Annotated in this window: 11 protein-coding genes and 1 pseudogene; 7 read left to right on the top strand and 5 right to left on the bottom strand. The window is 70.3% G+C overall.

All coding sequences use genetic code 11. The features are described from left to right. Nucleotides 1-49 precede the first annotated feature (49 nt). Both ligD (OG617_RS16370) and ligD (OG617_RS16375) read left to right on the top strand, forming a co-directional pair. On the top strand, nucleotides 50-991 hold the full coding sequence (gene ligD, locus OG617_RS16370; RefSeq protein WP_405102704.1) for a non-homologous end-joining DNA ligase: 942 nt from the start codon (nucleotides 50-52) through the stop codon (nucleotides 989-991). Continuing rightward, complete coding sequence (ligD, locus tag OG617_RS16375; RefSeq protein WP_405102706.1) at nucleotides 981-1,895, top strand: non-homologous end-joining DNA ligase; 915 nt, start codon at nucleotides 981-983, stop codon at nucleotides 1,893-1,895. The genes ligD (OG617_RS16370) and ligD (OG617_RS16375) overlap by 11 nt, the downstream gene beginning before the upstream one ends. A gap of 39 nt (nucleotides 1,896-1,934) precedes the next feature. Here ligD (OG617_RS16375) and OG617_RS16380 read toward each other — a convergent pair whose 3' ends face one another. The 3 genes from OG617_RS16380 to OG617_RS16390 form a co-directional block, all read right to left on the bottom strand. Then, entirely contained in the window at nucleotides 1,935-3,092 is a 1,158-nt protein-coding gene (locus OG617_RS16380; RefSeq protein WP_405102708.1) for a hypothetical protein, read from the bottom strand. A 304-nt stretch (nucleotides 3,093-3,396) separates the two neighbouring features. Then, nucleotides 3,397-3,663: a hypothetical protein gene (locus tag OG617_RS16385; protein WP_405102710.1), complete on the bottom strand. Its 267-nt coding sequence runs from the start codon at nucleotides 3,661-3,663 to the stop codon at nucleotides 3,397-3,399. After that, nucleotides 3,660-3,923 carry a DivIVA domain-containing protein gene (locus OG617_RS16390; RefSeq protein ID WP_405102712.1) on the bottom strand — a complete coding sequence of 88 codons (264 nt, stop codon included), beginning with the start codon at nucleotides 3,921-3,923 and terminating at the stop codon, nucleotides 3,660-3,662. The genes OG617_RS16385 and OG617_RS16390 overlap by 4 nt, the downstream gene beginning before the upstream one ends. Nucleotides 3,924-4,296: 373 nt before the next feature. Between OG617_RS16390 and OG617_RS16395 the strand changes: the two genes are divergently transcribed. From OG617_RS16395 to OG617_RS16405, 3 genes are all read left to right on the top strand, one after another. Further along, entirely contained in the window at nucleotides 4,297-4,506 is a 210-nt protein-coding gene (locus OG617_RS16395; protein ID WP_405102714.1) for a GntR family transcriptional regulator, read from the top strand. 302 nt (nucleotides 4,507-4,808) lie between these two features. Continuing rightward, nucleotides 4,809-5,582, top strand: a complete 774-nt coding sequence (locus OG617_RS16400; protein ID WP_405102716.1) for a TIGR03089 family protein — start codon at nucleotides 4,809-4,811, stop codon at nucleotides 5,580-5,582. 206 nt (nucleotides 5,583-5,788) lie between these two features. After that, nucleotides 5,789-6,751 (top strand): zinc metalloprotease, encoded by a 963-nt coding sequence (locus tag OG617_RS16405; protein ID WP_405102718.1) that lies wholly within the window; start codon nucleotides 5,789-5,791, stop codon nucleotides 6,749-6,751. A 104-nt stretch (nucleotides 6,752-6,855) separates the two neighbouring features. On the opposite strand, the pseudogene OG617_RS16410 reads toward OG617_RS16405, so the two are convergent. Continuing rightward, a pseudogene (locus OG617_RS16410) lies at nucleotides 6,856-7,085 on the bottom strand (hypothetical protein); the annotation flags it as partial. A 313-nt stretch (nucleotides 7,086-7,398) separates the two neighbouring features. On the opposite strand from OG617_RS16410, the gene OG617_RS16415 reads away from it, so the two are divergent. Beyond that, nucleotides 7,399-10,305, top strand: a complete 2,907-nt coding sequence (locus OG617_RS16415; RefSeq protein ID WP_405102720.1) for a hypothetical protein — start codon at nucleotides 7,399-7,401, stop codon at nucleotides 10,303-10,305. A gap of 91 nt (nucleotides 10,306-10,396) precedes the next feature. Here OG617_RS16415 and OG617_RS16420 read toward each other — a convergent pair whose 3' ends face one another. Continuing rightward, nucleotides 10,397-12,076 carry a DNA repair helicase XPB gene (locus OG617_RS16420; RefSeq protein WP_405102722.1) on the bottom strand — a complete coding sequence of 560 codons (1,680 nt, stop codon included), beginning with the start codon at nucleotides 12,074-12,076 and terminating at the stop codon, nucleotides 10,397-10,399. A gap of 173 nt (nucleotides 12,077-12,249) precedes the next feature. Here OG617_RS16420 and OG617_RS16425 point away from each other — a divergent pair, with 173 nt between their 5' ends. Further along, nucleotides 12,250-13,143, top strand: a complete 894-nt coding sequence (locus OG617_RS16425) for a L,D-transpeptidase family protein (RefSeq protein ID WP_405102725.1) — start codon at nucleotides 12,250-12,252, stop codon at nucleotides 13,141-13,143. Nucleotides 13,144-13,201: the final 58 nt, after the last annotated feature.

The raw sequence follows: 13,201 nt of genomic DNA on the forward strand, positions 1-13,201 counted from the left end.
AGGATCGAAGCGGGCGCGAGCACTTCTATTGCCCTACTACAGTCGAGAAATGCCCGGCGCGCCGTTGAAGCCGATGCTCGCGATGACCGGTCCGCTGCCCGCCGGCGCCGACTGGGCGTACGAGTTCAAGTGGGACGGCGTACGCGCGCTGGCCGACATCACCACCGGCCGGCAACACCTGTACGCCCGCTCCGGCGTCGAGATCACCGCCGCGTACCCCGAGCTGATCACCCTCGGCGATCAGGTCGACGACGCGCTGCTCGACGGCGAGGTGGTGCTGCTCAACCAGGCCGGCCAGCCCTCGTTCACCGCCTTGGCCGAGCGGATGCACGTGCGGGACGCGGTCAAGGCGGCCCGGCTCGCGGCGACCGTTCCGGTGACGTACATGATCTTCGACCTGCTGCGGCTGGGCGGCGCGGACCTGACAGGGCGGCCGTGGCGGCAGCGGCGGGAGCTGCTGGACGGGCTGGGCCTCGGCGCCGCCCGGTGGGCGGTGCCGCCGACCTTCACAGACGGCCCGGCCACCTACGAGGCGGCTGGCGAGCACGGCCTCGAAGGGGTGATGGCCAAGCGGGCCGGCTCGGCCTACCGGCCCGGCGTCCGCTCCCCGGACTGGGTCAAGGTCAAGTTGGAGGTGACCGGCGACTTCGTGGTGGGCGGCTGGCGACCCGGCGCGCGCAAGATCGGTGGGCTGCTGATCGGGGTGCCCGGCCCCGCCGGTCGGCTCGTCTACCGGGGCCGGGTCGGCGGGGGCATCGGCGCGGCCATGGAGCGGGAGCTGCTGCGCGAGCTGGAGCCGCTGCGCACCGGGGAGTCGCCGTTCGCCGGGGACGTGCCGCGCGAGGACGCCCGGGCCGCCATCTGGGTACGGCCCGCGGTGGTGGTCGAGGTGAAGTACGGTCAGCGCACCCCGGACGGCCGGCTGCGCTTCCCCCGCGTGTTGCGGCTCCGCCCGGACAAGCCGCCGCAGGAGGTGGAGGATGCCGGGTGACCGGTTCCGGGTCGACGTGCAGGGGCGCGCGCTGGACCTGTCCAACCTGGACAAGGTGCTCTATCCCGACGTCGGGTTCACCAAGGGCGAGGTGATCGACTACTACACCCGGATCGCCCCGGTGCTCCTGCCGCACCTGGCCGATCGGGCGCTCACCCGGATCCGGTACCCGAACGGGGTCGACGACAAGAGCTTCTTCGAGAAGAACGCCCCGGCTGCCACCCCCGACTGGGTGCACACCGAGACGCTGCCCGTCCCCGGGTCGAGCAAGGGCCGGGAGACCATCGACTACGTGGTGGCCGACGACCTGCCCACCCTTGTCTGGCTGGCCAACCTCGCCGCGCTGGAACTGCACACGCCGCAGTGGAGGATCGGCGCCCACCCGGACACGATGGTCGTCGACCTGGACCCGGGGCCGCCGGCCGGGCTGCGCGAGTGCTGCGAGGTGGCGCTGCTGCTGCGCGACCGGCTGGCCTCCGACGGCATCGACTCGTACCCGAAGACGTCCGGGAAGAAGGGCATGCAGTTGTGCTGCCCGATCGCCGGCAGCCAGTCCTCTGATCTCGTCTCGGACTATGCGAAGCGGGTCGCCCAGGAACTGGAGAAGGAACACCCGAAGCTGGTCGTGTCGCGGATGGCGAAGAACCTGCGCCCCGGGAAGGTCTTCATCGACTGGAGCCAGAACAACGCGGCGAAGACGACGGTGTCGCCGTACTCGCTGCGGGCTCAGTCCGTTCCGGCCGTCTCCACCCCGTTGACCTGGGACGAGGTTTCCGCCGGTGCCGCTGGTAAGCGGCCGGCGGCTCGCCCCTATACCGCTGCGGAGGTGTTGAAGCGGGTGGAGAAGCAGGGGGATCTGCTAGCGCCGCTGCTCGACGGCGGCCCCAAACTGCCCGCCCCGTGACCGGGGCCGGCCGGTGGGGAAGGTCGGCCGGGCGGCCGGTCAGGTGGTGTACGAGATCCGCGCGTTCAGGTTGGCCGGCACGCCCAGCCAGGCGTAGCAGTTGACCGAGACGACCGTGTCGGCCCCGGACGGGAACCAGCCGGCCAGCACGCAGTAGCCGCGCGGCGGGCGCTGGAGACTGGTCACGAAGGAGTTCACGAAGGGGGTGCCGTAGCCGGTCCCGGTGCCGGCGAAGCGCACCTGGTAGCGGCCGGTGCCGACCACAGTGCCCGCCGCGCCGCCGAAGCCGGGGATCGTCGAGTTGTAGCTCTCGCCGCCGATCCACGTGCCGCTGACGTCCTCGCCGTAGAACACGCCGCTGGCGAAGCGCGGCCCAGACGCCCGGCCCAGCAGGTCCACCCGTGAGCCGTAGGTGACGACGAAGCGGGCGTCCACCGGGTTGCCGGCGGCGTTCGCGCAGTGGACCACCCACACGTCCGGCGGGTCGAGCTGGCAGTGCACGGCGGCGCTGCCCAGCGCGGTCACGTGCGACATCGGGAAGATCGCTCCGCCCTCGCTGGCCGGGTTCGGGTTCATCAGGAAGCGGTACCGCCCGGTGCCGAGACGCTCGTAGGAGACCGCCCCTCCGGTCGAGTCGTACCGGTAGGCGGCGGGCAGGGTGCGCACGCCGGTCGGCTGCGCCTGGTCCGTGACGAACCACGCCAGCCGACCCTGGCTGACCTGGCGGACGTTGGTGAAGGTGGTGACGAACCTGCTGTCCGCCGGGCTGCCGGTCGCGGCGAAGCAGCGCACCTGGATCAGCAGGTCGGGGGCACCGATCGGGCTGCGGTACCAGCTGGCCACCGTGCAGAACACCGGCCCACCGCCGTACGCCACGGCGTGCGCCACCCCGCCGCTCGTCGCCGCCCCCTCCAGCACCACCGTGTACGCCCCGGTGCCGGTCCGCCGCACGACGACGTCGCCCTCGCCGGAGTGGGCGCTGTAGCCGCCGGTGATGCGGTACTCGGCGGTGGTCGGGGAGTGTGCCCAGACTGTGGCCGTCACCGTGGGGTCGAGCCCGGGCAGCGGATCCGCCGTGGCGGGCGCCGCCCCGGCCAGCGCCGCTCCGGCGAGCAGCGCTGCCAGCGCCACCAGCGCCACCGCGCCCCGCAGTGTCCCGCCTCGCCGGGCTCGGGGAAATCGTCGATCTGTCCGCATGACCGCAGCCTCCCTGAGCCTCGCCGGACCGTTCGCGCCACGAGTGTGGCAATGCCCGTCAATGGCCAACCCGGTGCGGCGGTGACGCGTCGGCGGCGGAGCCGGCGACCGGCGTTCCGCACCGGCCGGGGGACTGGCGCGGCGGCCCCCGCTGGCCCGTCGCCGGTTGAGTTGGGTGGCCGCAGCCTGTCGAGGATTGCGACATGAACCCCTCGTCCGGGAGCCGCTGACCGGTGGCCGGGCGGCAGAGGTGGGCCGGCCGGTGCTCACCGCGTAGCCGCCCGGCAGGTCCCGGGCAGTCGGATCAGTGCCGGCTCACCCATCGGACCCGGCGGGAGCAGGGCGACAGGTGGTCGGTGGGAAGCGCACACCGCGCGCCGCCGGGTAGCGGCCGGTCGCAGAAGACCCAGTGGTGTACGCCTTGCTGGTCCTCGGCCGAGACGGTGACGCCGCCCGGCTCGACGCGTGCGCTGAGCCGGCCCAGCACCCGGGCGGCGGTCCGGGCGAAGATCCGCGCCCGGAGCAGGTCGGGCGCGGTGATCGGAAGGTGGATCACCCAACGGTCCATCATCGGTACCGGTGCTTTCCGGACTGGCTGCTCTGCCACGTGTGCAGCGCCCGCCGGATGCGTACGTTCTCCTCCCGCACCGCGACCAGGGCGGTCTGTGCGACGGCCAACTCGTCGGCGACCTCGTGCAGGAAGGCACGGATCTCGAACGGGTCGAGCCCGTGCCGGCGGACGTTGAACCGCCGCTCGCGGATCTGTGCGGGGCGCAGGGGTTGTCTCGCTCTTTCCTGTCGGCCGGTCAGCCAACGGATCAGGTGGCGCACGGGACCGCCCTTCGTCGGGTGCACGTCGAAGTGGAGGGGCGGCCCCCGCCGGTCGCAGTCGGCGGAGGCCGCCCGCCCGGCCGCCGCAGCCACGAACGGCGGTACGGCGGCAGGGCCGCGCCGGGGAGTGGCGCGGGGGTGGGGTCTTCCGGTGGCGATACGAGACCGGTACGAGAGGTGCCAACCGACCGCAGCAGCACCGCATCACCGACAGCGACGCTATCGCCACTGATTCACCTATGTCAAGCATGTCTCTGAGTTATCTGCCCACCTATGTCATTAGCGCTACGTGTGTTGCCTGTGTCGTGATTGTTGATCGATACTGGGCGGGCCAACCGACTGCAAGGGGCCCGATGTGCCTATTCCGCCCACGATGGACGAGCTGCTCGAGGATCTCCTGAAGAAGATCAAGAACGGAACCTATCCGCCTGGATCTCAGCTCCCGTCCGGACGGGAGCTGGCGGACGTGTATGACGTATCGCAGTCCACGATCAGCAGGGCGGTGGCGACGCTGCGGGAGCAGGGTGTGCTGGTCGGCCGTCCGGGTCGCGGTGTCTTCGTCGCGGAGTCCTCCCGGCGCTGACCAGGCTGGTGGGTGGGCGGTCAACTTTCGCGCCGCCCGGGGTGCCGCGACCGCGCCGGTGGCTTCGGCCAGGGTCCAGCCCGTTCCTGCTCGCCGTGAATTCCCCCGCTTAGGTGCAGCGGTGGTTACCGGGCGCCGACGGTATGGTCTACGGGAGCGACGAGCCGGTCTGGGGCGAGGGCGCCGTCCGACGAGCCCGCTGACCGCCGGCCCCCGTCCGTGCCGACCCCGGTCGGTGACCAGGCGAAACTACCAGCCGGTGCCGACGACCAGGGCGCTGCGCCCGAACCGAGGAGTGCCACGTGGAGCGGACCACCTTGCCGGCCGTCACGGCGGCCGTCCCCTCCTCGGCTGCGACGGCTGGCGACGCCGACCGGTCGCTGCTCACCTTTTACGACGACGCGACCGGCGAGCAGGTCGCGCTGAGCGTCGTGGAGTTGGGTGACTGGGCCGCTCGTGCGGCGGGCCTGCTGCGCGACGGGTGCGGGCTCGGCGTCGGCGACCGGGCGGCGGTGCTGCTGCCGCCGCACTGGCGTACGGCCGCGGTGCTGCTGGGTGCCTGGTCCGTAGGGGTCGCGGTGTCGTTCAGGCCCCGGGCCACCGCCGGGTTGCCGGTCCTGGAGCCGGGCGGGGACCGACCGTACGACGCCGTGTTCGTCACCCCGGAGCGGCTCGACGACTGGCTGGAGGACGTGCCCGAGGGCCTGCACCGGTACCTGGTCGGCAGCGGACCGGGGCCGCTGGCCAAGGTGCCGGTCGGCTGGCTCGACTGGTCCACCGAGGTGCTCCGGCACACTGCCACGCCGCCCGACGTGACCACCCTCCGCCCGAGCGATCCGGCCAGCCCGGACGGCACCAGCTACGACGAGTGGGGCCGGCTCGCGACCGAGATCGCCGCGCAGCTCGACCTGCGGGCCGGGGACCGGCTGCTGGTCGACGCCACCCAGGACGATCAGCCGCTGAAGTGGCTGCTCGCCCCGCTCGCTGTCGGCGCGTCCGTGGTCGTCTGCGCCAACCTCGACCGGTCACGCCTCGACACCCGGATCGCCGCCGAGGAGATCACCCGGGTCCTCTGACCGGACGGGCTCATTACCCCTCGGCCGGGCTCGGCGCTGTCCAACAGCGCTCCTCGGCCCGCTGCCGTTACATCGACACCAACCCTTCTCCCAGGTCTGTCGTCGGCACCACTGACGTGGTCTTATACCGCTACGACGACGTCATTGACCTGGTCATGGCAACCCCGCGTCGCTCCGCACCGCTCCCATCCCTGAAAGGTGCAACGATGCACAGGAGATCGACCTTCCGACTGGCAGTCCTCACCGCCACCGCTGCGACGTTCCTGGCGTCCGGGGGCGCCTACGGCGCGGCGGGCGTGGCAGCGCCCGCGACCCTCTCCCCGGGCGTCGCGGCGTGCGAGCCGGGTGCCGAGGGGTCCAGCGCGGCCCGGGTCAGCGAGGGCGCCACCGCCCAGGAGCCGGAGCTGTACTCCAAGAACGAGGCGAATGCCTACGGCGTGATCAAGGACGCCCCGCGGCTGGCCAACGGCAGCGTCACCGTGCCGACGGTCTTCCACATGGTCTCCGACCACCCCCTCAGCGCGGCCGAGACGACCAGATGGAACACCCTGATCGCGGCGCAGATGACGGTGCTCAACGACTCGTTCGGGGGCAGCACCGCCGCGAACGCCTCCGACACGCCGTTCCGGTTCTCGCTCGTGGACACGACGTGGACGGTGAACAGCGCCTGGTACACAGTCGTGCCGGGCAAGAACGAGCGCGACATGAAGAAGGCGCTGTACACCGGCGACTCCGAGACCCTCAACGTGTACGCGGCCAACATCGGCGATGGCCTCCTCGGCTGGGCGTACTTCCCGAAGGGCTACAACAACGGCCGGGACTACATCGACGGCGTGGTCATGCTCGACGAGTCGATGCCGGGCGGGACGGCGGGCAAGTACGCCCTCGGTGACACGCTGACGCACGAGGTCGGGCACTGGCTGATGCTGGAGCACACCTTCGCGCACGGGTGCTCCGCCTCCGGCGACTTCGTCGCGGACACCCCGCGGGAGGCGGCGCCCCAGTTCAACTGCCCGGTGGGCGCGGACAGCTGCGCCGCGCCCGGGCTGGACCCGATCCACAACTTCATGGACTACACGCAGGACTCCTGCATGAACATGTTCACGCCGGGCCAGGCGGACCGGATGAGCGACGCCTGGATGGCGTTCCGGGCAGGCGGCGCCGGTTAACCAAGCCTTGCCGGGGGTCGGCGGGCCGCTCGGCGGCCCGCCGACTCCCTCTTCGTGGCCGGGCGCGGCCCGTCCGTGCCCGGCCGCCATCGCCGGTTGCGCCAGGGCGCACGCCGCGAGCAGGGCGCGGTGTGGTCGGTGGGCAGGGCACACCGTGCGCCGCCGGGCAGTTGCCGGTCGCAGAAGACCTAGTGGCGTGCGGCCTGCTGGTCCTCGGCCGAGACGGTGACCCCGCCCGGCTCCACGCGGGCGCTGGGCGGGCCAGCACCCGGACGAAGATCCGGGCGAAGATCCGGGCCTGGAGCAGGTCGGGTGCGGTGATCGGCAGGTGGATCGATACCTACCCGAAAGTCGTTGAGATCACCTAATTGGCGAATTAGGTCTGTAGCGAGCACGAGGGCGGCCGGATTTCGGCACGTTTCCGGGGCCCGTGTATTGATCGACTCAGTTCCGGGCCGAGGGTGTCGTCGCCGTCGACGTCAGGTCCGAGTAGCGGCCATCGTCGCCTCCGCTGTGGAGTGCGATAGACCGGTCCAAGGTTCAAGGGCGGTGCGAAATAAAGTCCGTGAAACCTTGCTGTACCTGGCTATGCTCAGGCGCGCCGTCGATGGCGAAGCGCGCCATCGACGCTGGGAGGTGCATCGAGCGTGCTCGCACGGAAGTTGCTGGCCGCATCACTCGGGACCATGCTTGTTGCGGGTCTCATCAACGTCATCGCCACGCCGGCACAAGCTTACGAGTACCGGGACGTGGGCAAGTCCGGCTGGGCCTACACGGACTCGCACCTGTCGGACGAATCGTTTATCAACCCCAATAAGGACGCACCGATCGGCGCCTGGGCGGACGCGGACGGGAACAAGCACAAGTCCCGGTCCTACTTCACCTTCGACATCGCTCGCTTCCGCGGAGCCGTCATCCACAAGGCGGACCTGGTCATCGCGGAGCGATCGGCGGCTGACTGCGCGTCGGCCCAGCCGGTGGAGCTCTGGCGCACTGATCCGATCAAGGCGACCACGAGCTGGGAGTCAACGCCGCGCCGACGTGAACTGCTTGGCACCGTCCAAGCCGGCGGTGCGGCCGCCTGTCCCGGCTATCTGGTGTGGGACATCATGCCGGCGTTGCAGAAGCTGGCAAACCAGGACGAGCAGACCCTCACCGTCGAGATTCGCGTGCCGCACGGCTACGAAGGCAAGCTCTCGCACGGTCGTAAGCTCCGCCCGTTCCCGGCCATCCGCAGTGAGGCCAACCACGCACCGACGGTGGCACAGATCGGGCTCGACTTTCCGTCGTGGTCCTGCGGTAGCAAGGAGAACCCGCAGCCCGTGGGGCCGCGCTACTACAGCCTGATGCTCCGGGGCGCGGACGCGGACAGCAACGATTTCAATTTCAACGGGCAATTCGCCGCCTGGCCGGTCGGCCATGAGGACCAGCGTTCCGAGCGGTTCGGATCGAGTTACGGAAGCACGCTTGCCAAGGTCCCCTGGGACATGTCGCAGTACCCGCACGGGACCGTGGTGGCCTGGACCGTCCGTGCCTACGACGGTCACGACTATTCGACGTGGGCCGAGCCGTGCTACGTGAAGGCGGACGGGCAACGGCCAGCCGCACCCGTGGTCACCTCGGCGAAGTACCCGAATGATGACCAGCCGCATGGCGGTTCGGGAGTTCCGGGCACGTTCACCTTCAAGGCGAACGGATCGCCGGATGTGGTCGGCTACTACTGGGGGCGCTTCGGCAGCACGTACAACTACATCCCCGCGCCTGTACCCGGCGCGGACGTCACGCTCGAATACACGCCGACCTCGTTCACTGAGTTTTTGAGCGTGCGCAGTGTGGACAGCGCGTCGAACTCCTCCGAGGTGACCGAGTACCGGTTCTTCGTGCGATCCACGGCACCAGGGGTGCGGGTGACGGTGGGTGGGGTCGGCCTGCCGAGCCAACTGGCAATCTGGACCAATGTCGAGGGGGTCACCGAGTTCGGCTACAAGATCGGTGACGGCGACGAGCTCAGGGTCCCGGCGGACGCCGACGGCGCAACCGACGTCCCGGTGGTGTTCCCGCAGGCCGGTTCCATCAAGCTCCAGGTGCGCAGCTACGTCGGAACCGAGTTCGTCGGCGCGCACCTGCAGGATGTGCTGGTCCGCGACACCCCGTTCGTGGAGTCGATCGACTTCGCCTTCCCCGACCACGACGGTGTGGTAGATCGTCCGGGCAGCTTCACCTTCCGGCCCGGTCGAACCGGGGTGGTGGCCTACGAGTACACGCTCGTCCACGGCGAGATGCATCGCATTGACGCGGCAGCGGACGGCACGGCGGTGCTGCGCTGGACGCCGACGGAGCCGGACTGGTACGTGCTGAACGTGCGCAGCATCAGCGCCGACGGCACTGTCTCGGAGACCGAGCAGTACCAGTTCAACGTCATCGACACCAAGCCGGCCGTCTACTCGAGCACGTACTACGAGTCCGGCGCGTGGGGCGGCGTGGGCATCCCCGGTGAGTTCGACTTCGACACCGCGATGCCGGACGTGGACGTCTACCTCTACCGGCTCAACGAAGGGCCCGAGCAGATCGTCGACCCGGAGTACAGCTGGGCTCTGGTGACGCTCGCCCCTGATCGCTCTGGCAGCAATACGCTGACGGTACGTACGCGTTTCCTGGACGGGTCCTTCTCGCCGACGCGGACCTACACGTTTGAGGTCAGCGATGCACCGGTGGTGACCTCCAGCGACTACCCCGAGAACCATGACGCTGGCCAGCCAGGCCAGCCGGGCCGGTTCACCCTCAACCCGGGCCGCTCCGACGTGGTGGAGTACCGATACGTGCTGGAGTACAGCGGCGAAGAGCAGGTTGTGGCGGCTGGAACGGACGGTAGGGCCACGATCGAGATCACGCCCACGCATCCCGGCTACACCCTGTTGACGGTCACCAGCCGGGCGGCCGATGGCACGGTCAGCGCGGAGCGTCGGTACTACTTCCGTGTACGTGATCCGCGGGTGAATGTGAGTAGCGCGTACAACGAGTACACCCCCCGTGGCGGGATCGGCGCGATTGGCAGGTTCGGGGTATACACCGAGATCGGCGAGGTGACGGCCTTCGAGTACCAGCTCAACGGCGGTGCCTGGCATAGCTTGCCGAAAACTCCCGACGCGCTGGTAACTGACATCTCGGTGACCATGGATCGCAACGGCGCGAACGTCTTCTCGGTGCGGGGCCGAACCGCGGCGGGCGAGTACACACCACAGACGGACTACCCATTCCTGGTCGGCACGGCGCCGCTGGTGTCGTCGAGTACCTACCCGACCAACCAGTGGGCTGGTGGCGTGGGTGTATCGGGTGAGTTCACCTTCACCCAGGGCAGTCCGGGCGTGGTGGAGTTCGAATATACGGTCGATGACGGGCAGCCGGTGATGGTGGCGGCGAATGCCGCTGGGGTTGCCACCGCAAGCTATACGCCGACCTCGGCGAGCTCGCACACCATGAGGGTGCGCGGACGTACGGCCGACGGGGCATGGACCGACACGACGAACTACTACTTCCTGGTCGACGTCTCCTGACCAGGCCTTGACGCGGTGGGTCGTCCCGGATGGGGCGGCCCACCGCGTCGGGCGGCGTTAGACCTCGGCACGGGCACCTGGGCGGTCAGCCTCAGTCCACGCTCGGGAGCTTCGGGCCGAGGATGTCGTCGGCGTCGACGATCGTGTATGCGTACCCCTGCTCCGCCAGGAAGCGTTGCCGGTGGGCCGCGTACTCCGTGTCGATGGTGTCCCGGGAGACGACCGTGTAGAAATGCGCCTGCCGGCGGTCGGCCTTCGGCCGGAGCACCCGGCCCAACCGCTGCGCCTCCTCCTGCCGCGACCCGAACGTCCCGGACACCTGGATGGCCACCGCAGCCTCGGGCAGGTCGATGGAGAAGTTGCCGACCTTCGAGATGACCAGGGTGCGCACCTCGCCGGACCGGAAGGCGTCGAAGAGCCGCTCCCGTTCCTTGTTGGTCGTCGACCCCTGCACGATCGGGGCGTCGAGGTATTCGCTGAGCTGGTGCAACTGGTCGATGTACCCGCCGATCACGAGCACCTGGTCGTCCGGGTGCCGGTCCACCAGCGCCTTCACCACGGGCAGCTTGGTGCGGGCGGTCGCCGCCATCCGGTAGCGCTCCTCGGGCTCCGCCGTCGCGTACGACATCCGCTCCGCGTCGGTCAGTGTCACCCGTACCTCGGTGCACTCGGCCGGGGCGATCCAGCCCTGCGACTCGATGTCCTTCCACGGCGCGTCGTACCGCTTGGGGCCGATGAGGCTGAACACGTCGCCCTCCCGGCCGTCCTCGCGGACCAGGGTGGCGGTCAGGCCCAGCCGGCGGCGGGCCTGGAGGTCGGCGGTGAACCGGAAGATCGGCGCGGGCAGCAGGTGCACCTCGTCGTAGACGACCAGGCCCCAGTCGCGGGCGGAGAACAGGTCCAGGTGGGTGAACGCGCCGCCGCGCCGCGAGGTGAGCACCTGGTACGTGGCGATGGTGACCGCTCGGATCTCCTTGCGCTCGCCCGAGTACTCGCCGATCTCCTCCTCGGTCAGCGAGGTGCGGGCGATCAGTTCCCGCTTCCACTGCCGGCCGGCGACGGTGTTGGTCACCAGGATCAGGGTGGTCGCCTTCGCCTCGGCCATCGCGGCTGCGCCCACGAGCGTTTTGCCCGCGCCGCAGGGCAGCACCACGACGCCCGACCCGCCGGCCCAGAACGCCTCCACGGCCTCCCGCTGGTACGACCGCAGCGTCCACGGCTTCCCGCCGCCCTCGCCGGCCTCGGCCAGCTCGATCGGGTGGGCCTCCCCGTCGACGTACCCGGCCAGGTCCTCCGCCGGCCAGCCGAGCTTCAGCAGCGCCTGCTTGAGCCGGCCCCGCTCGGACGGGTGCACCGCGATCGTGTCGTCGTCGAGTTTCGCGCCGAGCATCCCGGCGAGCTTCTTGCTCTTGGCGACCTCGATCAGCACCATCCGGTCCAGTGCCCGCAGCACCAGCCCGTGCGCCGGGTCGTTGGCGAGTTGCAGCCGGCCGTACCGGTCCATCGTCTCGGCCACGTCGACCAGTAGCCCGTGCGGCACCGGGTAGCGGGAGTACTTGATCAACGAGTCCACCACGCCCTCGGCGTCGTGGCCGGCGGCCCGCGCGTTCCACAGCCCCAGTGGGGTCAGCCGGTACGTGTGCACGTGCTCGGGGGAGCGCTCCAGCTCGGCGAACGGCGCGATCGTCATCCGGCAGGCCTGGGCGTCGGGGTGGTCGATCTCCAGCAGCAGGGTCTTGTCCGACTGAACGATCAGTGGTCCACCGCTCACGCCAGCGTCCTTTCCTTGCCTGGTCGCCGGCCGCCTCGCGGGCGTCTGGGTGACCCCGGGCCGACCATCCAGTGTTGCACGGAAGCGGATGAGGGCAGAAAATCGGACACCAGGGTGCAACCATTCCCGTACGCCCGGCGTCTAGCAGAGGGACGACCACCCTGGGAGGTCTCATGAGACAGGTTCTGTTCACCGCCAGGGTCGTCGCCTTGGCTGTGGTCACGCTGGTCGGTGTCGGTTCGTGCACGCCCGATCGCCAGGCCGACCCGGGTGGCCGTGGAGGAGGGCTCGCCCAGGCCGGCTCGGCCGAGCAGGGAACGGGGGCGGGCGGCTCGTCCGACCCCGACCAGCGGACCCGGCCGACCCCCACCCCGACGAAGGCGAAGCCGAAACCCAAGCCGAAGCCGACACCGACACCGACCCGGACGGCGGCCCCCGAGCGGGCCGCGCCGACCACGCCGACGCGGGCCGCCGGCTGCCCGCAGGGCGAGTACCAGCGCGAGGTGGAGACGTACCTCGCGAAGCTGGGCGGGTTCGGGCGGGTGACCGTGGACGGCCGCCAGTCCGCCGCCGACTGCGCCGCGATCAAGAAGTTCCAGCAGCGGTACGACATCCGCCCGGCCGCCGGCCGCGCCGGCCCCACCACGTACGACGTGTCGAAGCGGCTGGCCACCACCGACACCCGCCGGTGCAAGGCCGGGTCGTCCGGCACCACGTTCTGCATCGACCTCACCCGGCAGACCACCTGGGCGGTGCGCGGCGGGAAGGTCGTCTGGGGCCCGACGGTGACCCGGACCGGCATGCCGGGGTACGCCACCCCCGCCGGCACCTACAAGATCAATTACCGGAACATCAAGGAGTGGTCCGACCCGTACGAGGTGTGGCTGCCGTACTGGCAGCATTTCACCCGAGGGATGGGCTACCACCAGACCACCACCTACCTGCACGAGAAGTCGATCGGCTCGCACGGCTGCGTGAACCTGCTCCCCGCCGACGCCCGCCGGGCGTGGGAGCTGGGCAAGGTCGGCAGCCGGGTGGTCCTCTTCGGCCGCCGCCCCGGCACCTGACCGGCCGGCCCGCGATCCGCCCGGCACCTGACCGGACGGCCCGCGATCGGCCGGCCCG

Origin of the sequence: Micromonospora sp. NBC_01412, from assembly GCF_045040215.1 — a bacterium.
GTDB classification, from domain to species: domain Bacteria; phylum Actinomycetota; class Actinomycetes; order Mycobacteriales; family Micromonosporaceae; genus Micromonospora; species Micromonospora rubida.